Genomic DNA, 26,657 nt, shown 5'->3' on the forward strand with positions numbered 1-26,657 from the left:
ATTGTCTGTGACTTCTTACACTCATGCAAAGCCAATTATTAAGAAAGCGTTACTTTGTATGGGGCGAAACAATTTTTAACGCTGAATAAGCTTTTTAATATTTTTGGCTTTGCCCCTTATTTTAAAAAATCAAAATAAGGGGCGAGTAAAATTGAGATATACGAATGCTTCCAAAGTTTTACCTCAAGAATTAATTATAGAAATCCAAAAATATGTTCAAGGAGAGACTCTGTATATTCCTAAGCCAAAAACGGAATATATGGATTGGGGAAGCTTGAGTGGCGGGAGATGGTTGCTAGAACAGCGAAATGCCGCAATCAGAAATGCTTTTCAAAATAGAAGCAGTATCGAGCAATTAGCTGATGAGTTTTTCCTCTCTACCGAAACCATTAAGAAAATTGTTTATTCACATAAAAAGTAGATGGACATAACGTGATAGCTTAAGACGCGACCGGATAATCGCTATGAACGACCAATCCGGTCGCGTCTTTTTGTTTGGTAAAAGGTTTGATGTGCCTTCGCATTCCCACAGCCAGATTCCGAAATACTTTTTTGGCATTCCATTTTTTTTATAATTTTTATGTCAAAAATGATTCTAACTCGTTGTTTTCATTTATAAAGCTGATTTTAAACTTAAAATATAAATATAAACGACAACAACAATTGAAGGGAAATATGTATTGATTCATTGTCTTTAAAACAAGAAAGTGAGGAAAAGATTACTATGAGGGAACAAAAAAGTAGAAGTAGACATTTGATTGATCCAGAAATTATCAGTGCAGTTGATTTAATACCAACAACCGATCTTACCGAATCTACACTAATGGAAGCACGTAAAAATCAATCTCAAATGATGCAACAAATAGATGTAACGCAGATGTTCCCCATTACATTAGAAAAAAAGATTGTGCCAAGTTATTTTAATGGTCCAGATATTCAAATCGAAATCATTAAGCCCAAACAATCAAAGCATCATAAGATGCCTCTATATTATTCGATACACGGAGGCGGGATGGTCTTAGGAAATCCAGTCGTGGATCGTCCTGCTAATGCATCTCTTGCGGCACAACATGGTTTCTGTTGCGTATCCGTGTACTATCGCCTAGCACCAGAGCATGTACAGCCAAGTCAGTTACAGGATTGTTATTCGGGCCTAAAATGGTGCATTGAACATGCGGAAGAGTTAGGGATAGATACTCAGAAAGTTGCCGTAGGGGGCAGCAGCGCTGGCGGCGGTTTGGCGGCTGGCCTAGCCTTGTACATTCGTGATCAGAAGGAATTCGAAATCCATCATCTAAGATTAATGAGGCCAATGCTAGATGATCGCACAAGTACCGCACCAGAGCACCCATACGCAGGAGAGTTTATTTGGACAAAACAAAGTAATTATTTTGGCTGGAAATCTGTATTGGGGGATGAACCGGGTCAGGAGGAGGTAAGTGAGTATTATGTGCCGGCTCGTGCTAAGTCATTGGCCGGATTACCACCGACTTATATAAATATAGGTACCATTGATTTATTCATTGATGAATCCTTGTTTTTTGCAAAACAATTGGCCTTTGATGGAGTCTTAGTGGAATTACATGTCTATCCCGGGTACCATCATATGTCGCCCGCGTTTCCGGATGCACATTTTTCAAAAGAAGGGGCCAGAACAAGTGAATACGCCTTACTGAAAGCTCTCGAGATCTTTGATATAAATTCTAATGAGTATAATGCTTGAGATTCATTATCTTTTTTCATCTCTTCCGACTTTTACCACCCATTTAGGGTAAAATAGTACCAAGTATAAAATTCAACTACGGAAGTGGTGATGTCCCATGACAACGAGCAGCAAACCGAATAGACTATCCAAGGAAAAATCACCGTATTTGCTACAGCATGCTCACAATCCGGTAAATTGGTTCCCTTGGTCAGATGAGGCTTTTGAAATGGCTAAACGTGATAACAAGCCTATTTTCCTATCTGTTGGCTATTCCACTTGCCATTGGTGCCATGTAATGGGGAGAGAATCTTTCGAGGATGAAGAAGTGGCTGAGGTATTAAACAGGGATTACGTATCCATTAAGGTGGATCGTGAAGAACGTCCAGATGTGGATCATATCTATATGTCCATCTGCCAGACGATGACGGGGCATGGAGGCTGGCCACTGACGATATTGATGACGCCGGATCAGAAACCTTTTTTTGCGGGGACGTATTTGCCCAAGGAGCAGAAGTTTGGCCGTGTCGGACTGTTGGAGCTGCTTGGCAAGGTGGGTACCCGGTGGAAAGAACAGCCGGAAGAGCTGGTGGAGTTGAGTGAGCAGGTACTGATCGAGCATGAGCGGCAGGACTTGCTTGCGGGTTATCGGGGTGAACTGGATGAACAGAGCTTGACTAAAGCTTTCCATGAATACAGCCACACCTTCGATAAGGAATATGGCGGCTTCGGGGAAGCACCCAAGTTTCCTTCTCCGCATAACCTGTCTTTTTTGCTGCGATATGCACAGCATACGGGGAATCAACAGGCACTGGAAATGGCAGAGAAGACGCTGGATGCGATGTCCCGGGGCGGAATCTACGACCATATAGGCATGGGGTTCTCACGATACTCCGTCGATGAGAAGTGGTTGGTGCCGCATTTTGAAAAAATGCTATATGACAATGCTCTGTTGGCCATCGCGTATACAGAGGCTTGGCAGGTGACAGGCAAGGAACTGTACCGACGGATTACAGAACAAATCTTTACATATATCGCAAGGGACATGACGGATGCAGGTGGTGCCTTTTATTCGGCGGAGGATGCGGATTCCGAAGGAGAAGAGGGGAGATTCTATGTCTGGGACGACTCTGAGGTAAAGGCTGTACTAGGCGATAAGGATGCCGCCTTTTTCAACGATTTGTATGGGATTACACCTTACGGCAATTTTGAAGGTCACAACATTCCAAACCTGATTGATATCAATCTGGAAGCCTATAGGATCAAGCATGACTTGACTGAGCAGGAACTGGAGCAGCGGGTTAGTGAGCTACGGGCCAAGCTGTTTGCTGCCAGAGAACAACGGGTTCATCCTCACAAAGATGACAAGATTTTGACCTCGTGGAACGGATTGATGATTGCTGCACTGGCGAAGGCAGGACAAGCTTTTGGAGACACGAGATATACAGAGCAAGCTCAGAAAGCGGAGACGTTTTTGTGGAACCATTTGAGACAGGAGGACGGACGGCTGTTGGCGCGTTATCGGGACGGCGAGGCAGCTTATCCCGGTTATGTGGATGATTATGCTTTTTATGTGTGGGGCTTGATCGAGCTATATCAGGCGACCTTCGATGTACAATATCTGCAACGGGCATTGACGCTCAATCAAAATATGATCGATTTGTTCTGGGATGAGGAACAGGACGGATTATTCTTTTATGGGTCAGATAGTGAGCAGCTCATTGCCAAGCCTAAAGAAATTGATGACGGAGCCATTCCGTCAGGTAACAGCATTGCGGCCTATAATTTTGTGCGGCTTGCGCGGCTAACGGGTGAATCTGGATTGGAGAACTATGCAGCCAAGCAGTTTAAGGCTTTTGGCGGTATGGTTGCTCATTACCCGTCAGGCCACTCCGCGTTGCTCAGCGCGTTGTTGTATGCGACGGGAACGACGAAGGAGATTGTGATTGTGGGTCACAGGGATGATCCGCAGACCGTACAGTTCATTCAGGCGGTTCGAGCTGGGTTCAGGCCGAATACGGTCGTTATTTTGAAGGATGAAGGACAGTCGGAGATTGCAGAGACGGCTCCTTATATCCGTGATTATGATCTTGTGGAAGGCAAATCAGCCGTATATGTGTGTGAGCATTTTACCTGTCAGGCACCTGTTACCAGGCTCGAAGATCTGAAGGTGTTGTTGGATTAGAACTGAATAAAGCGATCGAACCTAATCCCCTTGGGAGTAGAAAATATATGGCGATTTTCAAAAATGACCCTATGTTTGCTACCTTCAGGGGGATTATTTTCATGTTAAGTGGTAGGTATAGTGAGATGAAACTAACACTTTCTTAACATCTATACTGCATTTTTTTTAATATTTTTTAGGTATATTATATCAAAGAACCGGTTCCGACCAGCCTTGCTGTTTTCGAAAATAAGTACATATACCTATTTAACTAGCGTGTTTATATCTTTTATGTCCAAGCGTTTTAGCAGCAGATGTGAAAAATGTGAAAGAGAGTCTGTCGGGTGATTGTCGTCATCGGCAAGACGAAGAGGTTCGCTATAGGTTGGGAAATACAGGTAATGAAATGGAGATGTTTATTAATGAAGAAGTTATCGGGGAAAAAGTGGCTAGTCGCAAGGAAGCTCAGCAAAAATTTTAAAACGAAGCTAATGGTCGCCTTTATTGCATTTTTGATTTTACCGTCCATGATCGTGGGGGCTTTGTCGTTTATAAGCGCGAGTCAGCAGATTCGAAACCAGATTGAAGAAAGTGCCGAGCAGGCCATTGTCCGCACTAATTTTATTATTGATAGTACTATTGAACCCAAGGTACATGACGCAGACTATTTTGCAGAAAGACTAAAAGGCAATCGGGTAGAGACGGAGGAACAAGCGGCGAATTTGGAAGAATTCTTTAAGCAATATATTGCACTCCATCCTGAAACAGAATCCATTTATTATGGTACGAAGGACGGCAAAGTTACAACCTATCCACCAAAGCAATTACCAGATAATTATGATCCACGTATTAGATCATGGTATGAAGAAGCAATAAAGGGAAATATAAAGACAGTGATTAGTTCACCTTATCTTTCGGCAGACTCAAAGCAGATGACGGTTACGGTGTCCAGAGCTACCCCAGATGGATCAGGTGTTATTGGCATTGACCTGAAAATCAGTGGTATTAAAGATACATTGAATAAAATTAAAGTAGGCCGTGAGGGTTATACCATTTTGCTGGATAGCAACCATACTTACATTGTTCATCCGACGAAGGAAGTAGGCGCCAAGATTACAGATATTGAATCACGCATGTTTCAGAGTGATACTGGTGAATACGAGTATGAGTATGAGGGCCAGCTCAAATATATGAACTATGCGACTAACAAGCTGACTGGCTGGAAGATAGGCGGAACGCTGTATTTGTCTGAAGTCGATGAAGCAGCAGGACCGATTTTGATCAGCACTTTACTAACCATTGTCGGTTGTCTTGTGATTGGTATTATCATTGTTTATTTCCTGATCCGTTCCATCATCAAACCGATTTTAAAGTTAAAAGAACAAGCGGTAAATGTGAGCGCCGGAGATCTCACACAGGACATTCAAGTAAAGAGCGAGGACGAGATCGGAGAATTAGGAGTGGCTTTTCAAAATATGCAGAATAACTTGCGATCTGTCATTCAGAACGTAGGGAACAGTGCAGATCATGTCGCAATTTCTTCCAATGAACTGACAATAAGCGCGGAACAAACCAGTGCTGCAAGTGAGCAGGTGTCTCAGGCTGTACAAGAAATTGCCAGTGGTGCAGAGAAGCAGACTACAGGGCTGGAAAGTAATTCGGTGGCCCTGGATGAAATTGCACAAGGGATCACCCAAATTGCTGAACGATCGATTTCGGTAGCTGATTTGGCCAAACGATCTGCCTTGCAAGCCGAGGAAGGACGAAAGTCTGTTGAGCAGACAGGCGAGCAAATGAACTCCATTCATCAATCAGTAGAGCGTTCCAACCAGATGATTCAAACCTTGCAAGCCCGCTCTCATGAAATCGGTGAAATTACGAAGGTTATCGGCGATATCTCCAATCAGACAAACCTGCTGGCATTGAATGCAGCTATTGAGGCAGCCAGAGCGGGCGATCATGGAAAAGGCTTTGCCGTCGTTGCTGATGAGGTGCGTAAGCTAGCAGAGCAGTCTCAGACATCCGCCACACAGATTGCCACCTTGATTGCCGAAATTCAGCATGAAACCGAAACAACAGTGAAGACGATGGACAGGGTCACGACTGAGGTGCAGGATGGACTACAGATTTCCAAAGCAACCATTGTCAAGCTGGGTTATGCGATGGAAGGCATTCGAGAGACAACACCTCAGGTAGAGGAGGTCGCTGCGATTGCAGAGCAAATATCAGCCAGTGTACAAGAAATCGCAGCGACAGCCAACGAGCTGGTGACGATTGCAACCGGTAATGCCGCCACATCTGAGGAAGTTGCTGCCTCCTCACAAGAGCAACTGGCTTCCATGGAGGAAATATCAGCTTCAGCACAGTTGCTTTCGACGATGGCTGCTGATTTGAAGATGATGATCAGTCGTTTCAAATATTAAAACGAGCTTGAACCTTATGGAATCTATAGTACAATGAATGCTCGGGACAGTTCTTTAAGCCTTATGGCATAAGGAATCTGTCCTGAGTTTTTTTTGTATTTTTGATATATTCTAAAAATGGAAGATTATAGGAGTGGTGAACACTTGGTTCGAGATTTAGTGCTATGTGCTATCGTGATTTTATTGTTAGTTTTGGTTTTTCAGCGTCAACTTGTTCGTCAGGCGATCACAGGTGTATTTTATGGAGGAGCGGGAATTTTGTTCTTATGTTTTGGCATAAGCGATAAAACACCGTTGACCTGCGTGCTAGAGTTAGGGATGGGTCTAATGTTCATGACTCTGTTTGTGCACACTTTAACCACCGCTAAGTATACATATGGACAACGTTTGTTAAACAAAGACCGTGATCTGCTGAATTTACTAGGTGTTCAACCTGGCTTTACCTTCAAGCTGGAGAAAAGCGGTAATGAATTTTATTATAGGCTGCTTGAAGGTGAATTGCTGGAGCGCGTGGGTCTGAATATGCAAGTCAACTACAATAAAAGGGAGCATGTGAAGCGTCTTGGGGACATTTTGGAGCTTTCCTCTGAAACGATGGAGCAGCTTTGCCAATACTACAAACAGGCCTGGTTCGGTGATCGGACCGTATTTGAATTGGAGTTTTGGGAATATTCGGCTCTCATTACCTTACATCCGGTTATGGAGGACGGGGTTACTAGCTCTGTTATCGGTCACGCATTGGATATTACGGAGTGTAAAGCCTCAGAGCAGAAGAGAAAGGAAGTGGACGAGGCTAACCGTGCGAAAAGCATTTTTTTGGCTCATATGAGTCACGAAATCCGCACCCCGCTGAATGGAATCATCGGTCTGTCAAAGCTGTTAAATAAGACTGAACTGACTGCCGTTCAAAGAGATTACCTCCACAAGCTTCTCACTTCCTCTCGTACCCTTTCATCCATGCTCAGTAACGTATTGGACTTTTCCAAAATGGAAGCCGGCAGTCTGGAACTGGAAAAGGTAGAATTCGAGCCGGAAAAAATGCTTCGGCATCTCGCAGATACCGTTGGAACTTTGCTAGAAGATAAGGAAATAGAGGTCGTATTTATAACGGACCCGGCGTTACCGAAAAGCTTTAAGGGAGACCCGCTTCGAATGGAGCAGGTGCTTTCAAATCTTCTGACCAACGCCATCAAGTTTACGGATCAGGGACATGTATTGTTACAGGTAAAAATGCTAAGTCAGCAGGAAGGGCGAGTAGGCGTTTCTTTTATGGTAGAAGATACGGGCATAGGAATTTCCGAGACGTGTATGGACAAGCTATTCGTCCCTTTTATCCAGGCGAGTACATCAACCAGCCGCAGATATGGGGGCTCTGGGCTGGGTTTGGCCATTAGCAAGCATTTGGCTGAAGCTATGGGGGGGAAAGTAGAGGTGAAAAGCCGATTAGGAGAGTACAGTCAATTTCACTTTAATGTCGAGCTGGAAACTGGGGAATTGAATGCAGGAAGTACACGAATAGAAAAACAAATCAAAGGCAAAGCCTTAATTGTTGCGCAGCATGAACTGGTGAGATACAGCTTGAACGAACTACTGCAAGACTTGGGATTAAAACCTTTCACTATTTCATCCTTCCAAGAAAGTGTGGATGCTTTTCAAAAGGGTGAGCATTTTGATTATGTTATCATTGATATGGGGATGGAAGGTTTGAGAGAACTGGACTCCCGGAGGCAGTGGCTTCAAATGCTGGATAAGCAGATAACTCAGATCATTGGACTTACAACCGTGTTTCAGATGGAAAAAATAGCTGCAGGGGACATGGATCATAGTGTGGATGCCTTTTTGTCCAAGCCCGTTACCCGGAACGCTCTGCTGGAGGTTCTCTGCTGGAAGAAGGAAGATTCAGTGCCTGCAGATGGTAATACTCTGGAGACTCATGCGACGATGAGTTCCCGCAATGAGATAGGGGATACAACACAAAAGTATCAAATTCTCATAGCAGAGGATAACGAAATTAACCAGGTGGTGATTACCGAGTTTTTAGCAGAGCGTAACTTTGAGGTAACGATGGTCACGAACGGAAGGGAACTAATAGCGTTACTTGAACTGCGTTACTGGGATATGGTGCTGCTTGATTTGCATATGCCAGAGATGGATGGTTTTGAGACGGCGAGACATATTCGGAGAAACAAAGCTTTTAACAGGCTTCCCATTATCGCTTTTACCGCTGATGCTGTGCAGCATGAACAGGAAGTTTGTCTTCGTGCCGGTATTAATGCCGTGTTGCTCAAGCCTGTCCATGAACTGACCGCTGCTAGAGTGTTAACTAGCTGGATTAATTTAGCGTGGCTGCAAGATTTACATGGTATTCACGCTGAGCAGTCGATAGCAGGTATGGATGGCAAGGTGTATATTTTTCAATTTGCCCTTTACAAATGGATACAGGAATACCAGTATCTCGATAAAAGAGTTGTGAGAAAAATGGACAATGGACAGTTATCTTCTGCTCTTCGATTAATCCACTCGCTTAAGGGAGGAACGGGGAACCTGTGCGCGCCTGAGTTGCTGGCAAAGGTTATAGAGCTGGAAAAGGCATTGAAGCGCAGCAATGAAACCTCAACAGGAGAACTGTATCCAGACTGGAAAGAGCATCTGAGCACGGTTCAGAAGGATATTAACCAAATCAAGTCATCACTTCCTTGGAGCTGACCGTGTTATTGCATAAATTTGTAGCCGATTCCCCAGATGGTCTTAATCAATTGCGGTTTCTTAGGGTCTTTTTCGATTTTTCTGCGTAAATGGTTAATATGTACGTCCACGGCCCTCTCGTTAATAAAGGAGTCTGTGCCACGGAGAGCCTGAATTAAAGCATACCTGCTGAATACAATTCCCCGGTTCAAATAAAAAAGCTTCATAAGCTCAAATTCTGAATATGTTGTCTCCACATTCTGTCCGTTAACGGTAATCATTCTTCTCGCTAGATCCAAAGTAATGCCCGTTTCAGGTTCAGGTGCTCTGCCTCTTCCTTGTAAGCGCGTGATTTCAATACGACGAAAAAGAGCCTCCATCCGTGCTTTTAGCTCTTGCATACTAAAAGGCTTGCAAATATAATCATCTGCTCCCAACGTAAGTGTACGAATGCGCTCTGATATGTTGTTTTCTGTAGAAATCACGATGATGGGGACGTCCGTATGCTTGCGTATCAGTGGGCAGGGATTCACGCCATCCAAATCTGGAAGCAGCAGATCCAGCAAAATAATATCGGGCTGTACGACCTTAAGCCTTGCAATACCCTCAGACGCTTGTTCCACTCGAGTAACGTTGTAGTCTTCTCCTGTTAAATACAAGGAAAGGGTATCTCCCAGCATATTGTCATCTTCAATAATCAAAACATTAGACATGATCATATTTCCTTATCTTTCTATCAAATTCGAGCCAAATAGTTAGGATAACTGCAATGTTTACAACAAGTTTTGACAGGTTCTGTTGATAGAGTAAACTCCTTTGGACAGTCTGTCAAAAGATCAGGTTTGTTGTGACAATCCTGTGGACAATTAGTCCAGATGTATATCTATTTGATATGGAAATGTACTATTTTTGAGATTTATCACTATAATACGACATTTTTCGTTTTGTTTTAACAATATACTACAAGCAGCTGATGATAAATTACAAAAATTTAACAAAACACCTCAGAAACATGCATTGACTTAAATGAAAATTATGGTATTTTATTACATAGGAGTTGACATCCTCTGATAGGCCTCTTAGAAAAACCCACTATTTAATCTTCTACTAATCTACTCTCATGTGCTATCTCTGTATTTAATTTTAGTACTTTAATTGTTCTTGTAATCGTACTCATGATTCTTTGGTGTGGATATCCCATTGTGAATTCAGACTGTCTTCTCATTTAGATTACATATTTACACTTTTTTTGCTTTCCATGCTTGTATGTTTTTAAAATCAGGTCAGCGGGAGGACGAGAGATCATGAACACATTCGAAGCGCTGGAGTCCAATGTAAGATCCTATTGCAGAAGTTTTCCAGTTGTATTCAACAAAGCTAAAAACGATGTACTGTACACGGAGACAGGCAAGGGTTACATTGACTTTTTTGCCGGGGCAGGGGCTTTGAACTATGGGCATAATAATGATTTTATGAAAAACCGGTTATTGGATTATTTAACATCCGATCGGATTATGCATGGTCTGGATATGTACACGACGGCCAAGCAAGAGTTTATGGAGTCTTTTTCAGAGCGTATTCTCCAGCCCAAGGGCTTGAATTATAAGCTGCAATTTTGCGGACCGACCGGAACCAATGCGGTGGAAGCAGCACTGAAACTTGCACGCAAGGTGAAAAACAGAAATGGTATTTTTGCCTTTATGGGTGCGTTCCACGGAATGTCGCTGGGTAGTTTATCGATTACCAGCAACACCTCCATGCGAGAGAGCGCAGGGGTTCCCCTGAACAATGTTACCTTTATACCTTATAACAGCACATTTAACGGAATGGATACCATTTTGTATATGGAGCAGCTTTTAACAGACACCCATTCAGGTGTGGAAAAGCCTGCCGCGATCATTTTGGAAACGGTACAGGCTGAAGGCGGCATTCATATTGCAGATACCGAATGGCTGCGTGATTTGCGACAGTTGTGCGATGATCATGATATTTTGCTTATTGTGGACGATATTCAAGTCGGTTGCGGTCGAGTTGGTTCGTTCTTCTCATTCGAGCGGGCGGGAATCGTTCCTGATATGGTTGTTTTGTCCAAGTCGATCAGTGGATACGGTTTGCCCATGTCTCTATTGCTGCTCAAGCCAGAATTGGATATATGGAGTCCAGGTGAGCATAACGGCACCTTCCGTGGAAATCAGCTTGCTTTCGTCGGGGCAAAGGCGGCGCTTGAGTTCAGAGATACGGTAGGGCTGGAAGCACAAGTGAAGGAAAAAGAGGCTTTTGTTCAGCAGTTCTTGCGTGAACAAATCCAATCCATAGATCCTCTTATTGAAATTCGCGGCATGGGATTGATCTGGGGGATTGATGTATCTCATCTGGGAGAAGCGTTCGCCAAGGAGGTAACGACTCTCTGCTTTAGTAGGGGACTCATTGTTGAGCGTGCTGGGCGTAACGATACAGTAATTAAAATTATGCCAGCGTTAACGATAAGCTTGGAAAACTTGCGTAAGGGCTGCGACATTATTAAAGAAAGCATGGCACAGGTAACCAGTACCTTGGTTACGATGTAATCAATCAGTAAAGCCCCTTGGTTGGAGCTGCCGTCTGCTGTAAAGCAGGTATGACAGGCGCCGTCCAAGGGGCTTTCTAGTAAAAAATTAAGAAATAACTGTTTGCGCGTATTTTTGTGCGGATTGGTCTAGTTGCTCATCGGTCAATACTGCAGCACCATATTGTACGAAATAAGGGAGCAATTTGACACCAATCATATGGCCTGTAGCTTCCAGAGGTCTCAGTAGCTCTTCGATCGTATACCTATTCCGTCCGTTATGTTGATAGTTTTCCTCAACACTGGCAGCAGACAAGGCAATCAACAACTCTTTGCCCTGTAGCTTGCCACCTTCGCTCCCATAAGCCCAGCCGTAGGTTAGAACCTTATCCAGCCATTTTTTCAGTAGGGAAGGAGTGCTGTACCAGTAAAAAGGAAATTGCAGAACGATACGGTCATGCTGCTCTAGCAGTTCCTGCTCCTGGGCGACATTGATTTGCTCATCCGGATATACTTCATACAGGTTGTGAACGGTCACGCCGGATTGTTTCTTGAGTTCTTGCACCCATCTTTTGTTAATTCGAGATTCCGCAAGATCAGGGTGAACGACAATAACGAGGGTTGGCATACAAAAATCATCTCCTTAGACTTATTTTTAGTAAGTAAATAACCAATACATATGTAACTATTTTAGTTTCAACTTATGGAGTTGTCAACTCTATTAAATTTTGAGCTCTATATACAAGAAAACTCCGGCAAGCCGGAGTCTCATCAAATGAAGCGTTTTTACATTAAGCGGTATGATTAAGAGCAACAATTTTGTTTTTCCCGGAGCGCTTGGCTTGATACAAATAGTTGTCTGTCTCCTGGAAAAATACATCTTTGTCTTTGTTCATATCCTCGGTATAGCCTTTTAATCCAATGCTAACGGTTACGGAAACGATTTGCATTTTCTCCTGAAAGGTCATATTCTCTACTTCACGCCGGATATTCTCAACGATCTGATAGGCTTCCTCAGAAGTATGCTCAAACATCAAAATAGCAAATTCTTCACCGCCATAGCGGGCCGGAATGTCATTCGCTGTAATTTGCTCTGTAATGATTTGCGAGATGCCTTCCAAAATTTTATCTCCGAACTGGTGTCCGTAAGTGTCATTGATCTTCTTGAAATTATCAATATCCACTAACGCCAGATGGATGATCGCTCCTTGTTCGGCATATTCGAGTGCTTTTTCATAAAAGTTTTGAAAGGACAAATGATTGTACAGCTTTGTCAAACCATCAGTCATTGACATTTTGCTGATAATCGCATTACTGATCATTAATTCCTGTTGGGCACGCTTTGTTTTATACAAATCCACTAACAAATCGCGGCCGCTGGCCTGAATAATGAGAGCAAGAAAGGTGGACATAATCAAAAAGGTTGGAATCGCCACAATATCAAAGTCTGACAAATAGCTGCGGAATGATCCATCTGCTGCCAGCAACAGAAAAAAGACGACCACTTGCAATACAAAGGAAAGCCATATTAAGCGACGATTGAAGAACAGAATAGAAGAGAAAATAGGCAACAAACATAGCGCAGGAATAATCCGGATATCATAATTTAGACGAATAATCATCCAGCAAATGACGGTGCTTGCCATAAACAGGATCGCAAAAGAATACCTGTTAAATTTAAAATGAGCCAACTCTGCCAGTAAGTTGGAACCACTCATGATTAGCGTAGGAACAATCAGGGTTCCGACGTAAAATTCATAAGGCGAAGCGGCGTAATCAAGAAATAAGTAGCTGCCCAGCTGGACGATAAAATGTACAGCTATAATCATCCAATACAGTAATAACATTTTGCGTACCCAGTGGGCTTGCTTTGTTTTGTAATCCATGGTTTGAGTAAGCCGTTTTGTCTTGTTCATGATGTCACCACACTTAATGTATCTTTAGCCATTCTCGTATTATAAGATACTATGTGATGAAGTTGAAGCTAATTTTTTTGAAGGCCATGAACTTGTTAACCTAGTAACACTTTTACTTGGTGGATAGCCCCGTCCGCTGCAACCGGCAGAATATTATTCGTAAGGAGGGTACCGTCTACAGTAACCGTAGCTACACCCTTGGAGACATGCTGTGGATTCGTGATATGGATCACGTAGGTATCGCCACGGAAGACGCGGGTGACTGTGAATTCGTCCCAGGCTATAGGAATGCACGGGTCAATACGCAGACCGTCCCATTCCGGCTGGATACCGAGGATGGATTGAGTAATAGCTATAAAATTCCACGCCGCTGTACCCGTCAGCCAGGAATTTTTGGCTTCGCCTTCACGAACAGCATCCTTGCCCGCAATCATTTGAGCATACACATACGGCTCGGTGCGGTGAATGTCGCTGATGTCCTCCAGATAGGCAGGTGCAATTTTGCTATATAGCTCAAAAGCGCGATCTCCACGTCCTATTACGGCTTCCGCCATCATAATCCACGGGTTATTGTGGCAGAAAATACCGGCATTTTCCTTATACCCGGGAGGGTAAGATGAGATTTCGCCCAGATTGATGTGGTAACGGGAATAAGATGGATGTTGCAGCACGATGCCGTAGGGAGTTTCCAGTCGATCACGTGTAGAATCGAGAGCTTTATGTGCCAAGCCTTCTTCAACACCAATTCCTGCCATGACACAGAAACCTTGAGGTTCAATGAAAATTTGACCTTCCTCACAATCCTTGCTTCCGATTTTGTCTCCATAATGGTCATACGCACGTAAGAACCATTCCCCGTCAAAACCATGCTCCAATGTAGCTGCTCGCATACGATCCACATGGGCTTGAGCTGTGGATGCTTCTTCATCCAAACCTCTGCGCTTGCAGAGCTCAATAAAATCCGGTCCCGTATATACGAATAGTCCGGCGATAAACACGGATTCAGCTACTCGGCCCTCCAAATTCTGTGTTGTCTGATAGGACTCATCGGGTGTAGCGGAAAAACAATTGAGATTCAGACAATCGTTCCAGTCAGCTCGGCCAATGAGTGGAAGACCATGTGGACCAAGATTATTTATTACATGGTAAAAAGAACGCTTCAAATGTTCAAACAGCGTAGCCGCACGCTCTACATTTCCGTCAAAGGGCACTTGTTCGTCCAGTATGCCAAAGTCTCCCGTTTCTTTGATATACGCTGCGGTACCGACAATAAGCCACAACGGATCGTCGTTAAAGCCACCTCCAACCTCGTGGTTTCCTTTTTTGGTTAACGGTTGGTACTGATGATAAGCTCCGCCGTTTTCAAATTGAGTAGAGGCAATGTCGATAATCCGTTCCCGTGCCCGCTCCGGTATTTGGTGGACGAAGCCGAGCAAATCTTGATTTGAATCCCGGAAGCCCATACCACGTCCGATACCAGATTCAAAATACGAAGCTGAACGTGACATATTGAATGTAACCATGCATTGATACGGGTTCCATATGTTTACCATTCGGTTCAGCTTGTCGTCGTGGCTTTGAAGGGTGTACTTGGACAGCAGATTGTTCCAATAGGCTCGGAGTTCACTCAAAGCTTGTTTTACATCGGCTTCATCCGCAAACTGCGCAATCATGGCATGTGCCTGTTTTTTATTAATAACACCGTGGGACTCCCATTTCTCTTCCTCGGGATTTTCCACATAACCGAGTATAAAGTTACAGCTTGTTTCTTTGCCTGGCTCCAGCGTGATCTCAATGCAATGTGATCCGACAGGGGACCATCCGCTGGCAATAGAGTTCGAGGCTTGCCCAGCAGCGACCGTTTGAGGCTGATCTAATCCATTGTAGAGTCCCAGAAAAGCTTCACGATCTGTATCATAAGCCGCTAGCGGACGATTAGCAGAGAAAAAAGCATAGTGATTGCGGCGTTCACGGTATTCCGTTTTGTGATAAATGACAGAGTCCTGTATCTCAACCTCGCCCGTGTTCAAGTTGCGCTGGTAGTTGGTCATATCGTCATAGGCGTTCCACAGACAAAATTCCACGAACGAAAAGAGTTTGATCTTTTTGGTTTGTAACGATGTGTTCTGAAGCTTAACCTGATGGACTTCGCCGTCAAAGGATAGGGGTACAAAAGCCAGCTGCGTGGCTCGAATACCGTTGCGTTCTCCCATAATTGAGGTATAACCAAGTCCATGGCGGCATTCATACTGCTCCAGCTCCCGTTTAACCGGCATCCAGCTTGGAGTCCAATAATCCCCATCATCATAAATATAAAAATAACGACCACCGTTATCGACAGGAATATTATTGTAACGGTAACGTGTTAAGCGACGTAAGCGAGCATCCCGGTAAAATGCATAGCCGCCACTTGTATTGGAAATCAGTCCAAAAAATCGTTCATTACCTAAATAATTAATCCAAGGATAAGGGGTTTGAGGGGTGTGGATGACATATTCTTGATTGACATCATCGAAGAAACCATACTTCACGGCGCAGAACTCCTCTCGATTTGAAAAAATAAAAGGCCCAATACATGATTATATTCAAACATGAAGCCGTTCTTCCTTTAGGAAGATATTCCCCTCTTTATGTAAAATGCGCTTGACTTTCTCAACCTTTCTTCTGGGATTTGCAAAATATTTGAAATGGGTAAATATACCTTTTTATGCTAAAATGAAAAAGTTAGAACTTAGCAAGGCAGGAGGTTGCAAGAATGACACCTATCACATTATTTTTCATCCCATATGCAGGCGGATCGGCGTCGGTCAGCTTCAAATGGAAAAAGTCGCTACTTCCGCAGATTAAGCTTGTTCCACTGGAATTAGCGGGCAGGGGTATTCGTTCTGGGGAACCGCTAAAGGAAAGCATTGAGGAGATGAGCGAGGATCTGTTGCACAAGATCAGCGAAGAGATAGCCCCCGGCAATCCTTATGCCATATACGGCCACAGTATGGGGACGATGATCTCATTCGAGCTGTACTACAAGCTGGTGGCCGGTGGATATGGCAAGCCTGCTCATCTGTTCGTTTCGGGTGGACGGGCACCGCATGTCCCAAGAAATTCCCCGTGGTTACACGATCTGCCCGCAGATCAGTTCAGGACGCATTTGCAGCGGTACGGTCAGCTTTCGGAAGCGATTTTTGACAATCAGGAATTATACGACTATTTTATGCCCGTGTTAAGAGCGGATTTCAAAGCTGTTGAGTTGTATAAGTACACGGCTAAAGCCGCACTTTTACATTGTCCTATCACCGCTTTGACAGGAATGACCGATAACACGGTGACCTTACAAGATGCGGAGGCATGGGCACAGCATACGGATCAGCAATTTCGTATGTTTACCTTTGAGGGAGGACACTTTTTTATTCATGATGAAGTGGAGCGGATTACGCACATCATCAATGAGACCTTGGAGCAGAGTACGGTAACAAGTAGCATACAAAAATAAAAATAAGAGGTGAATTTTAGTGACAGTAGGTGTATTGGCACATTTGTTTGGCAAGTTGCCTTATCGGGAATTGGCTGCAAAGGTAGGCGCAGCGGGCTTTACTCATGTTCAGCTGGCTCCGTGGAGAGCGATCAGTGATGTGGATTTTAATAAACCGGGTAAGTTCAATCCGGGATTGGCACTGTCTATCGCAGAAGAATTTCGTAAGCATGGTGTTTCCATATCGGTGCTCGGGTGCTATTTGCATTTTTTTGTACAGGATGAGGAATTGCTGCGTGAAAATGTAGAGCGCTTTAAAGAGCTGATCCGATATGCGGGTCTGTTAGGAGCACCCATGGTTGCAGCCGAAGTGGGACGTAATGAGGATGGTACCGCCTATACGGAACGTGACTGGAGAGTTGTAAGGGAAGTAGTGCGTGAATTAGCAGATGAAGCGGAGAAGTGGGGCGTATTCGTAGGATTGGAAGCTGCAAACGATCACTTGGTAGGAACTGCCGTAGAGTTGGCTACCTTTCTGGAGGAAGTGCCCTCTTCACACATCGGTGTTGTGATTGATCCTGGTAATCTGCTGAAAACGGAAAATATGGCGCAGCAGGATGAGATCATTCGGGAAGCTTTCCAACTGCTGGGCCCCCGGATTATCGCTGCGCATGCCAAAGACCGGCGTTTGTCATCGTCAGGTGAAATTGAGACGGTGCCGCCGGGTTTTGGAGACATGAACTATGGCCTCTACATGGAACTGCTGGAGCAGTACAAGCCGGAGGTTCATATTATTATGGAAGCTGCTCAGGAGCATGAGATGGCTGAATCCAAACGTTATATCGAAGGTCATCGGATAGCCGCTCAGAAAGCGCAACAAGTGCAGACGAAATAATGTATTCTTTCATAATACTCAGGAATGCTACGTTAATAATTCGAGAGACTTGGAAGCGCCTCCTTTTCCAAGTCTCTGTTTCTTTACCCTTGTTTAACCCTGCACAACCGCCACGATCACAATGACCCAGCTTGCCAAAAAAGCCAACCCGCCAATGGGGGTGATTGCTCCAAGCTTTTTCACACCGGATACACTAAGGGCATACAGACTGCCGGAAAACAGGAGAATACCCACCAGCATAACCCAGCCTGCGGTTACGATGAGAGAAGAATGAACAAGTCTGTCAGCAAGAACTCCAAGCAGTAGCAAACCCAGTCCATGAGCGATTTGATATTGAATTCCTGTCTGGAATATGCTCATCATGTCTGCGGAAAGTCTCTTTTTCAATGCGTGTGCGCCGAACGCTCCAAACGCTACGGCTAAAAACATCACGATACAACCAAGCAATAGCAAAATTTTCATGTTTTAACGCCTCCCTGTGAAATAGTACCGATTCCAATCGATTTCGTCAATTTTCCTTGTGAAACTCTAAACATATATAATTTTCCGACTCTCATTTGGCGCCTAGTGTGGTATATTTTTTCCAGGGCCAATGCGAAGCATTTGGAGCAATAGACAGCGTGTCCTCCACCTTTTTTATGGGAAAGTGAGGTGATGGTGCTGTCTTTTTGTGCTGTCATTTTTCGGAATAAAATCTTGTGTAAAGTCAAAATTGATAATGGAGAGGATGAATGCAAAGTGATCAGCAGAAAATCCGTGTTCAGGAAATCTGTCTCTATGGTCATGTCAGCTATTTTGGTACTTCCGTTAACCTTGGGCTTATTTCAGGCAGAACCCGACCGTGCATCAGCTGCAACACCGGAATCGACACGCTTTCTACAATTGTATAAACAGCTGAAGGATCCGGCTAGCGGATACTTTTCAAAAGAAGGCATACCTTATCATTCCGTTGAAACGCTCATGAGCGAGGCTCCGGATTACGGACACTTAACGACTTCGGAAGCGTACAGCTACTGGATGTGGCTGGAAGTACTGTATGGTCATTATACCGGGGATTGGGGGCATTTGGAATCCGCGTGGGACAACATGGAGAAATATATCATTCCTGTTAATGAAGGCGACGGTAAGGAAGAGCAACCGACAATGAGTAACTATAACCCGAACAGCCCCGCCACTTATGCAGCAGAATATTCGCAGCCGGATCAGTACCCGAGCCGCCTGAGTGGTCAGTATGGTGCTGGCAAGGATCCGCTGGACTCTGAGCTGAAGGCAACCTATGGCAACAACCAGACATATCTGATGCACTGGTTGCTGGACGTGGATAATTGGTACGGTTTCGGAAATCTTCTGAATCCATCGCATACAGCAGCCTATGTAAACACCTTCCAGCGCGGGGAACAGGAATCGGTCTGGGAGGCTGTACCGCATCCATCACAAGATAATCATAAGTTTGGGAAGTCTAATGAAGGCTTTATGAGCCTGTTCACCAAGGAAAATAATGCCCCTGCACAGCAATGGCGCTACACGAATGCCACCGATGCGGATGCACGGGCGGTTCAAGCGATGTACTGGGCTAAGGAATTGGGATATGATAACTCCGTATATTTAAATAAAGCCAAAAAGATGGGAGACTTTTTGCGTTACGGTATGTACGATAAATACTTCCAGAAAACCGGAAGCGCTTCCAACGGTGCCCCTATTGCTGGTACGGGCAAGGATGCCAGCCTTTACCTGATGGCGTGGTATACGGCTTGGGGAGGCGGACTGGGCCAAAGCGGCAACTGGGCTTGGCGTATCGGCGCCAGTCATGCACATCAGGGCTACCAAAATGTCGTCGCAGCTTATGCGTTGTCCGATCAAGATGGTGGATTAATACCGAATTCTCCAACGGCGGGACAGGACTGGGCGACCTCGCTGAAGCGCCAACTGGAGTTTTATACTTGGCTGCAATCCGATGAGGGGGCCATTGCAGGCGGAGCGACGAATAGCTGGGATGGTGCCTACAAGGCTTATCCATCTGGCACGAGCACCTTTTATGGCATGGCTTATACAGGGGCTCCTGTATATAACGATCCACCGTCGAACAATTGGTTCGGGATGCAGGCTTGGCCTGTCGAGCGAGTTGCCGAGCTGTACTACATTTTAGCCAAGAAAGGGGATACTTCGTCCGAGCAGTTTAAAATGGCTAAACAAGTGACGGAAAACTGGATCGCATGGTCCAAGAACTATGTATTTGCCAACGAACGGCCTGTGACTGACGCGCAGGGATATTATTTGGATGCACAAGGCAAGCGTATTCTGGGTGGCAAAAATCCGAAAATGGCTACTACAGCAGCTAAAGGCGAATTCTGGCTGCCGAGCAATCTGGAATGGAGTGGAAAGCCTGAAACCTGGAGCGGATTTGCCAATCATAAAGGGAATACCAATCTCCATGTGGTAACAAAGAATCCGGGGCAGGATGCCGGAGTACTGGGCAGCTATGTTAAAGCACTTACTTTCTTTGCTGCTGGAACGAAAGCTGAAAAAGGAGACTATTCCGAGTTAGGCAAGGAAGCTAAGGATCTGTCTAAAGCTTTGCTTGATGCTGCATGGGGTTATAACGATGGTATAGGTATTACAACGAAGGAAGCTCGCGAGGATTATTATCGTTATTTTACTAAAGAAGTGTATATCCCGAACGGCTGGAGTGGTAAGACTGGACAAGGCAACACGATCCCTGGCACAGACGCTACCTTTTCTGACCCGTCCAAGGGCGGCAATGGTACCTATTCCAGCTATAGCGATATCCGGCCTAATATCACTAAAGATCCGCAATGGTCCTATCTTAAAGATAAATACACGACTTCTTGGAACAATCAGACCAAAAAATGGGATAAAGGTGCTCCAGAATTTACGTATCACCGTTTCTGGTCCCAAGTCGATATGGCAACGGCTTATGCTGAGTATGACCGTCTCATTAACGGTAGTGGACCAACCGAGCCGACAGCTCCCAAAGCTCCGGCAAATGTGAAGGCAAACGCAGGGGATGCTCAGGTTACACTCACTTGGAGCAAAGCGACGGGTGCCGATAGCTATACGGTCAAGCGCTCGACAACCAGTGGTGGTCCTTATACCACAGTAGCAACGGTAACAGACAGCACTTACAAGGATACAGGAGTGCTGAATGAAACCACTTATTATTATGTAGCAAATGCAACAAATTCTTTAGGAACCAGCCCGGATTCTGTCGAGGTCAGTGCTAAGCCTACGGCAGCTCCCATTCCAGCAACGGGAGACGTGATTGTCCAATACCGCGTGGGCGACACTAATCCGGGAGATAACCAGATTCGGCCACTGTTCCGTGTTGTAAACAAGGGTAAAGAGGCTGTCGAACTGAAAAATGTTAAGCTGAGATACTACTATACCGTAGATGGCGACAAGTCACAGGAATTCCATTGTGACTATGCACAGTTGGGTAGTAGTAACGTTCAGGGACGTTTTGTGAAACTGGATAAGGCCGTTACAGGTGCAGATTATTATCTGGAGATCTCCTTTGGAGCTGGTGCGGGAAGTCTGGCAGCAGGGGAAAATACAGGAGATATTCAAATTCGCATGAACAAGACGGACTGGAGCGACTATAACGAAAGTGATGATTTTTCCTATGATTCTACCAAGACCTCTTATACGGATTGGGACAAAGCACCTTTGTATATAAACGACAAACGTGTTTGGGGCCTGGAGCCTTGATTGCGAACTGAGTGTGGAAATCGCGGGCGGAATGTGAGAGCACTGAACTGAATTCATTTCCGTCCGTTTTTTTGTGATCGGATTCGTGGTACACTATGATCGTTACATCATTACATACATGACCGAGGTGACCTGAGACATGAATGACAATTTGGCACAGGCTCTGAATGAGCAAATGAACTTTGAATTTTACTCCGCTCACGTATATTTGGCGATGGCTGCTTATTGCTCCAGTGAAAGTCTGGATGGGTTTGCAAACTTCTTCCTAGTACAAGCTGAGGAGGAACGGTTTCATGCCATGAAACTGTATAAATACATTAATGATCGTAGAGGACGCGCTACATTGGCTGCATTACCAGAGCCCAAAAATAGCTACGATTCCATGCTGGACGTATTTGAGCATGGCTACAAGCATGAGCAGCAAAACACGCAAAAATTTTATCATTTGGCTGACTTGGCCCTCGATGCACGTGAGCATGCAACGATCCATTTCTTGAAATGGTTTATTGATGAGCAAGTCGAGGAGGAAGCGCTGTTCGACAGTGTTATTCAGAAGCTTAAACGCATTGAAAGAGACAGTAACGCCTTTTATATGCTGGACAGCGAGTTTGCCAAACGCAGCTTTACTGCCCCTGCGGAGTAACACTGCAAACATGTTGTGTTTAAAATGCCTGAGGCATGGACAGCATTTTATTCGCCTAGAAATTAAAGGAGCCCGGCTTTCGGGCTTTTTTGCGTTGACTTTGATTTACCGAATGCCCCTCTTTCGAGGGGATATTGTTATTTTAAATGGAGTTATAGAAAAAATTAATTTGTCGCTGGATGGTGAGCATGCTACAGTTATGTTAACTTTTATATCTGATTAAATAGATAGGAATAATTATATAGTGGTTCACGCGTTTTATAAAAACACTATAAGGAGGCGGGTTAGTATGAGTGAAATCTATCGTCTGGCACTCCAAGAGGACGCAGAAAGATTGCAGTATGTGACGTATGAGGCGTATGAAACAATTCGGCAGTTGGGGCTTCGATGGCCTGCCGCTCAGGCAGACGTTGCTCTCATTCAAGAAAATATTAAAAATAATAATTGCTATGTGCTGGAAGTAGACGGTGTCATTCAGGCTACCGTTAGCCATCTCAAAAATAGAGCCCTTAATTTTATAACCGATCTACCGTTTGTGATGTGGTTTGCTGTAGACCCGGCGACCCAGGGCAAAGGATATGGGAAAAAATTGTTGAATTGGGTAGAGCAAACGATTATACGTGATCAGGTGGGAGCTCCTGCAGTAACACTGGCGACTGCAGAAAAGCATCCCTATTTGCTATCCATGTACGAGCGTTGGGGATATGAACGTATCCATGCTTTTGACCATGGAACAGGGGACGGGACGATGCATTTACTGCGTAAAGTGGTGAATCCTGAATTATTCTCCACTTACATTCGTGAAAAAAATGAAGCCGAGACAGCCAACCAAAATTAGACCCGATCACCCGGAACAGACGAAGCCGATTCGTTCGCTGAAAGGGGCTTGGAGCGAATGAATTTTCAGTTATGATTGATGAATAACGTTACCCTCTCTCATGAAAGCAACCGAAATAACGGTGCTTTCTGGTCGATAGCGGCTGAGAGAGGGGCTTTTTAATTTTGGACTAATTGACAGAAATAAATTAAAAGAGTAACGTAATTGTATAATTATTATAATCACATAAAATTAATCGGATTAATTAAAATTTGAATATGTGGAATCTGATGATATAAGGAGGAATTTTTTTGGGCAACTCGCAATTTAGCACGACCAAGCGCTGTATAACAGCCGAGGATTTATATCGACTTCACTGGGTTAGCGATCCAGCTATTCATCCTATTAGTGGTGAGATCGCTTACGTAGAACAGTATATTAATAAAGAGCGGACAGATTATAACTCAGGAATTTGGCTATTATCGTCCGATGGCGCTAGCGCATTACCCTTTACATACGGACCGAAAGATGAAACGCCTGTCTGGTCACCCGACGGATCACAACTAGCTTTTCTCCGTACAACAGACGGCAAGCGCCAGGTATGGATTATTCCAGAACGCGGGGGAGAGGCACGACAGCTTACATACGTAGAGAACAACGTTCGTTCATTAGCCTGGTCTCCTAATGGGACCTGCATATCGTTTGTAGCTAAAACGGCCGAGAACCCGTCAAGCCCGATATCCGATGAAGGAACTCAGGAGACGCAACTTAAGGGACGAGTTGTTAATCGAACGAAAGCTAAATCCGACGGCTATGGACTGTGGGATGATACTCGTGATCACTTGTATGTAACGGATATGACTTCGGGGCACACAGTTCAACTGACTTCCGGCGCTTATGATGTGGCAGAGCCTGTGTGGTCACCGGATGCTCAACGTATTTTATTCGTCGCCAGAATAGCAGAACATTCGAAAGAGGATACGGATTTACGTGAACTAAATGATTTGTTTACGATAACTCCTGCGATTTCAAATGATGATGCCGCAGCACCGCTTAAGCTGACCCATTCTGAACTGCACATCGAGAGTGCTGCTTATTCTCCCGACGGTTCAACGATTGCCTTTTACGGCCATGATCGACATGCCAAAGGCGCTACTCAGACCCGACTGTACACGGTTCCTTCCAGTGGGGGTAAGGCAGTATGCGTTAGTGAGACGCTTGACGCTCACCTTGGTAATGCGGGTATGAGCGACATGCGTTCACATCTTCATATAGGACCACCACGCTTCAGTGCGGACGGTCAATCCCTGTATACGCTGGTAAGTCTTGAAGGCAATGTACACGTATATCAGTTTGCGCTTGATGGAACTTTTAAAATTTTAACGCAAGGAGAACGAGAAATTTACCAATTCGAGCTTACATCGGATGAGCAGCATATCATTGCCGCTTCCACCGATGTAACTTTACCAGGCGATTTGTTCCGGATTGCGATTCATTCAGGAACTGAGGAACAGCTGACACGAGTAAATGATTCTTTGCTTGATGAGATTGAGATCAGTGTGCCTGAGTGCTTTTGGACGGGGGTTGAGGATGGCCGACGGGTGCAGGGATGGGTAATGAAGCCTGCTGGGTTTAAGGAGGGAGTATCCTATCCTGCCATTTTGGAGATACACGGTGGCCCTCATGCCATGTATTCCAATTCTTTTTTTCATGAATTTCAGTTGCTGGCCGCTCAGGGATATGCAGTCATCTATACGAATCCCGGAGGAAGCCGAGGGTACGGACAGTCTTTTACCAATGTCGTCCTTGGAGATTACGGCGGACACGATTACACTGATCTACTGAGCGCAGTGGATGAGGCTATACGCCAGTTTCCATTCATTAATCCGGAAAGGCTGAGTGTAACAGGGGGCAGCTATGGTGGCTTTATGACAAACTGGATTGTCGGCCATACCGATCGTTTCCGCGCAGCTGTAACCCAGCGCTCCATATCTAATTGGCTGTCAATGTATGGAGTGAGTGATATAGGATACTCGTTTACTGAAGATGAAGTCGGCGGGAATCCGTGGGAGGATTGCGAGCTCTTGTGGAGGCAATCTCCGCTGGCTTATGTGCAGCAAATTAACACACCGCTGCTCATATTGCACGGGGAGCAGGATCTGCGATGCCCTATAGAGCAGGGAGAACAGCTGTTTACAGCATTGCGTCGTTTGGGGAAACCTACGCAATTTGTCCGTTTTCCAGCTTCAAGTCACGAGCTTTCACGAAAAGGGCACCCGCAGCTTCGCGTGGAACGACTGCAACGCATTACCAATTGGTTTGCCCAACACGAATTATAAGTTAAATCGATTTCTTGTGTTGATGTAAAAATGTCAGGTCCTCATCATAGGACTTGGCATTTTTAGTATGCCTTGCTACAATTCTCTCAACCTCATTCAAAAGGAGATATATAATGGCTGAGCCCTTAAAAAATATGTACACGGAGAATTTTCTTCAACAATTCGGTGAAAAAGTACAGTCTGCATACAGGCCGTTCGATACCATCGGATTTATCCATCAAGTGATGGATGAAAAATGGGATGAGCTGGAGCTGAAAGAACGAATACGGCGTATTTCGTTAACATTAGGGGCATTTTTGCCCAGTAATTATGAAGAAGCTCTGGGTATTCTTTTTACTATAGATGAGCATTGCAGTGGTTTTCCGTACTTGTTTTTCCCCGATTTTGTGGAGGTGTATGGGCAGGGAGAAGGGGATTGGGACCTGTCCATGAAGGCGCTGGAGCGATTCACATCTAGGTCCTCTGCGGAGTTCGCCGTAAGACCCTTCCTCCTGCGTGAACCGGAACGGATGATGCAGCAAATGACGACCTGGGCGGGACATCAAAGTGAGCACGTTCGCCGTCTTGCCAGCGAAGGCTGCCGTCCACGGCTACCCTGGGGACAGGCGTTGCCTGTGTTTAAGCGCGATCCTGCTCCAGTATTGGCTGTATTGGAATTACTGAAAGCCGATCCATCACTATATGTACGTAAAAGTGTAGCCAACAACCTGAACGATATTGCCAAGGATCATCCTGATGTGGTCATTGCTACGGCTCAACGGTGGAAAGGGACACATCCTGACACCGACTGGATTGTGCGTCATGGCTGCCGGACCCTGATTCGCAAATCCATCCCCGAAGTGATGGCAATGTTCGGCTATGCGGATGAAACAGACGGGGCACCGTTGGTCACGGGTGCCTCTTTCACCACAGACCCTGCCGTGCTAAAGCTTGGTGATAGCTGTGAGTTGAGCTACGCGCTTCAGCTTCGTGAAGGTGACCCGGTACGAGTCCGCATCGAGTACGGCATTGACTTTGTAAAGGCGAGGGGACAAGTCTCACGTAAACTGTTTTTGCTATCTGACAAAACGGTCCCCGGAGGAACCCATCTTACAGGTACACGGACACACCGTTTTGCAGACCTGACAACTCGTCGCCATTATGAGGGAACGCATCGGATTGCGTTGCTCGTAAATGGTCAGGAAGCGGCTTATACAGTGGTAGAACTCCAGTTGTAGATCAAGATTGCAGTGAAGAAAAAGAGCCTGAGATCAGGCTCTCAGGCTGTCGAGAAACCCCCTGTTTTTTAATCAGGTTTAAAATGGCCACTTTGATCAAATAAAAATGGGTCCTC

18 protein-coding genes are annotated in these 26,657 nt (G+C 45.0%); 13 read left to right on the forward strand and 5 right to left on the reverse strand.

The window, feature by feature from the left end; translation table 11 throughout:
• Positions 1-151: 151 nt before the first annotated feature.
• The 5 genes from G9G53_RS21775 (at position 152) to G9G53_RS21795 (ending at position 8,995) form a co-directional block, all read left to right on the forward strand.
• Positions 152-421, forward strand: a complete 270-nt coding sequence (locus G9G53_RS21775) for a CD3324 family protein (RefSeq protein WP_165150172.1) — start codon at positions 152-154, stop codon at positions 419-421.
• A 303-nt stretch (positions 422-724) separates the two neighbouring features.
• Complete coding sequence (locus G9G53_RS21780) at positions 725-1,723, forward strand: alpha/beta hydrolase fold domain-containing protein (RefSeq protein ID WP_165150174.1); 999 nt, start codon at positions 725-727, stop codon at positions 1,721-1,723.
• A 97-nt stretch (positions 1,724-1,820) separates the two neighbouring features.
• Positions 1,821-3,887 (forward strand): thioredoxin domain-containing protein, encoded by a 2,067-nt coding sequence (locus G9G53_RS21785; RefSeq protein ID WP_165150176.1) that lies wholly within the window; start codon positions 1,821-1,823, stop codon positions 3,885-3,887.
• Positions 3,888-4,288: 401 nt separating this feature from the next.
• Positions 4,289-6,289, forward strand: a complete 2,001-nt coding sequence (locus tag G9G53_RS21790; RefSeq protein WP_165150178.1) for a methyl-accepting chemotaxis protein — start codon at positions 4,289-4,291, stop codon at positions 6,287-6,289.
• A gap of 144 nt (positions 6,290-6,433) precedes the next feature.
• Complete coding sequence (locus G9G53_RS21795) at positions 6,434-8,995, forward strand: response regulator (protein ID WP_165150180.1); 2,562 nt, start codon at positions 6,434-6,436, stop codon at positions 8,993-8,995.
• Positions 8,996-9,000: 5 nt separating this feature from the next.
• Here G9G53_RS21795 and G9G53_RS21800 read toward each other — a convergent pair whose 3' ends face one another.
• Positions 9,001-9,687 (reverse strand): response regulator transcription factor, encoded by a 687-nt coding sequence (locus tag G9G53_RS21800; protein ID WP_039275059.1) that lies wholly within the window; start codon positions 9,685-9,687, stop codon positions 9,001-9,003.
• Positions 9,688-10,278: 591 nt separating this feature from the next.
• Between G9G53_RS21800 and ectB the strand changes: the two genes are divergently transcribed.
• Positions 10,279-11,541: a diaminobutyrate--2-oxoglutarate transaminase gene (ectB, locus tag G9G53_RS21805; protein ID WP_029515041.1), complete on the forward strand. Its 1,263-nt coding sequence runs from the start codon at positions 10,279-10,281 to the stop codon at positions 11,539-11,541.
• A gap of 87 nt (positions 11,542-11,628) precedes the next feature.
• On the opposite strand, the gene G9G53_RS21810 is transcribed toward ectB, so the two are convergent.
• From G9G53_RS21810 to G9G53_RS21820, 3 genes are all read right to left on the reverse strand, one after another.
• Positions 11,629-12,147, reverse strand: a complete 519-nt coding sequence (locus G9G53_RS21810; protein ID WP_165150182.1) for an NAD(P)H-dependent oxidoreductase — start codon at positions 12,145-12,147, stop codon at positions 11,629-11,631.
• A gap of 163 nt (positions 12,148-12,310) precedes the next feature.
• Complete coding sequence (locus G9G53_RS21815) at positions 12,311-13,435, reverse strand: GGDEF domain-containing protein (protein ID WP_165150184.1); 1,125 nt, start codon at positions 13,433-13,435, stop codon at positions 12,311-12,313.
• A 95-nt stretch (positions 13,436-13,530) separates the two neighbouring features.
• The gene (locus G9G53_RS21820; protein WP_165150186.1) at positions 13,531-15,966 is read right to left on the reverse strand and encodes a GH36-type glycosyl hydrolase domain-containing protein; all 2,436 of its coding nucleotides are present in this window, start codon (positions 15,964-15,966) and stop codon (positions 13,531-13,533) included.
• 224 nt (positions 15,967-16,190) lie between these two features.
• On the opposite strand from G9G53_RS21820, the gene G9G53_RS21825 reads away from it, so the two are divergent.
• Positions 16,191-16,925 (forward strand): thioesterase II family protein, encoded by a 735-nt coding sequence (locus G9G53_RS21825; protein ID WP_165150188.1) that lies wholly within the window; start codon positions 16,191-16,193, stop codon positions 16,923-16,925.
• A 19-nt stretch (positions 16,926-16,944) separates the two neighbouring features.
• The gene (locus G9G53_RS21830; RefSeq protein ID WP_165150190.1) at positions 16,945-17,799 is read left to right on the forward strand and encodes a sugar phosphate isomerase/epimerase family protein; all 855 of its coding nucleotides are present in this window, start codon (positions 16,945-16,947) and stop codon (positions 17,797-17,799) included.
• A gap of 93 nt (positions 17,800-17,892) precedes the next feature.
• Here G9G53_RS21830 and G9G53_RS21835 read toward each other — a convergent pair whose 3' ends face one another.
• Positions 17,893-18,261, reverse strand: a complete 369-nt coding sequence (locus G9G53_RS21835; protein ID WP_165150192.1) for a DUF423 domain-containing protein — start codon at positions 18,259-18,261, stop codon at positions 17,893-17,895.
• 315 nt (positions 18,262-18,576) lie between these two features.
• On the opposite strand from G9G53_RS21835, the gene G9G53_RS21840 reads away from it, so the two are divergent.
• From G9G53_RS21840 to G9G53_RS21860, 5 genes are all read left to right on the forward strand, one after another.
• A complete protein-coding gene (locus G9G53_RS21840) occupies positions 18,577-21,525 on the forward strand; it encodes a glycoside hydrolase family 48 protein (protein WP_185156375.1) in 2,949 nt (982 codons plus the stop codon).
• Between the two features lie 139 nt (positions 21,526-21,664).
• Positions 21,665-22,168: a ferritin gene (locus G9G53_RS21845; RefSeq protein WP_039275069.1), complete on the forward strand. Its 504-nt coding sequence runs from the start codon at positions 21,665-21,667 to the stop codon at positions 22,166-22,168.
• A gap of 289 nt (positions 22,169-22,457) precedes the next feature.
• Positions 22,458-23,006, forward strand: coding sequence for a GNAT family N-acetyltransferase (locus G9G53_RS21850; RefSeq protein ID WP_165150196.1), 549 nt, complete (start codon positions 22,458-22,460; stop codon positions 23,004-23,006).
• A gap of 290 nt (positions 23,007-23,296) precedes the next feature.
• Complete coding sequence (locus tag G9G53_RS21855) at positions 23,297-25,324, forward strand: S9 family peptidase (RefSeq protein ID WP_165150198.1); 2,028 nt, start codon at positions 23,297-23,299, stop codon at positions 25,322-25,324.
• Between the two features lie 113 nt (positions 25,325-25,437).
• Positions 25,438-26,541, forward strand: a complete 1,104-nt coding sequence (locus tag G9G53_RS21860) for a DNA alkylation repair protein (protein ID WP_165150200.1) — start codon at positions 25,438-25,440, stop codon at positions 26,539-26,541.
• The last annotated feature ends 116 nt before the right edge of the window (positions 26,542-26,657 follow it).

This window comes from Paenibacillus sp. EKM206P, assembly GCF_011066155.1.
In the GTDB taxonomy this organism is placed as follows: Bacteria; Bacillota; Bacilli; order Paenibacillales; family Paenibacillaceae; genus Paenibacillus; species Paenibacillus polymyxa_D.

Coding starts and splice junctions, on each gene's coding strand:
- G9G53_RS21780 (WP_165150174.1), top strand. CDS start 725: ATGAGGGAACAAAAAAGTAGAAGTAGACATTTGATTGATCCAGAAATT.
- G9G53_RS21785 (WP_165150176.1), top strand. CDS start 1,821: ATGACAACGAGCAGCAAACCGAATAGACTATCCAAGGAAAAATCACCG.
- G9G53_RS21790 (WP_165150178.1), top strand. CDS start 4,289: ATGAAGAAGTTATCGGGGAAAAAGTGGCTAGTCGCAAGGAAGCTCAGC.
- G9G53_RS21800 (WP_039275059.1), bottom strand. CDS start 9,687: ATGTCTAATGTTTTGATTATTGAAGATGACAATATGCTGGGAGATACC.
- ectB (WP_029515041.1), top strand. CDS start 10,279: ATGAACACATTCGAAGCGCTGGAGTCCAATGTAAGATCCTATTGCAGA.
- G9G53_RS21810 (WP_165150182.1), bottom strand. CDS start 12,147: ATGCCAACCCTCGTTATTGTCGTTCACCCTGATCTTGCGGAATCTCGA.
- G9G53_RS21815 (WP_165150184.1), bottom strand. CDS start 13,435: ATGAACAAGACAAAACGGCTTACTCAAACCATGGATTACAAAACAAAG.
- G9G53_RS21825 (WP_165150188.1), top strand. CDS start 16,191: ATGACACCTATCACATTATTTTTCATCCCATATGCAGGCGGATCGGCG.
- G9G53_RS21835 (WP_165150192.1), bottom strand. CDS start 18,261: ATGAAAATTTTGCTATTGCTTGGTTGTATCGTGATGTTTTTAGCCGTA.
- G9G53_RS21840 (WP_185156375.1), top strand. CDS start 18,577: ATGGTCATGTCAGCTATTTTGGTACTTCCGTTAACCTTGGGCTTATTT.
- G9G53_RS21845 (WP_039275069.1), top strand. CDS start 21,665: ATGAATGACAATTTGGCACAGGCTCTGAATGAGCAAATGAACTTTGAA.
- G9G53_RS21850 (WP_165150196.1), top strand. CDS start 22,458: ATGAGTGAAATCTATCGTCTGGCACTCCAAGAGGACGCAGAAAGATTG.
- G9G53_RS21860 (WP_165150200.1), top strand. CDS start 25,438: ATGGCTGAGCCCTTAAAAAATATGTACACGGAGAATTTTCTTCAACAA.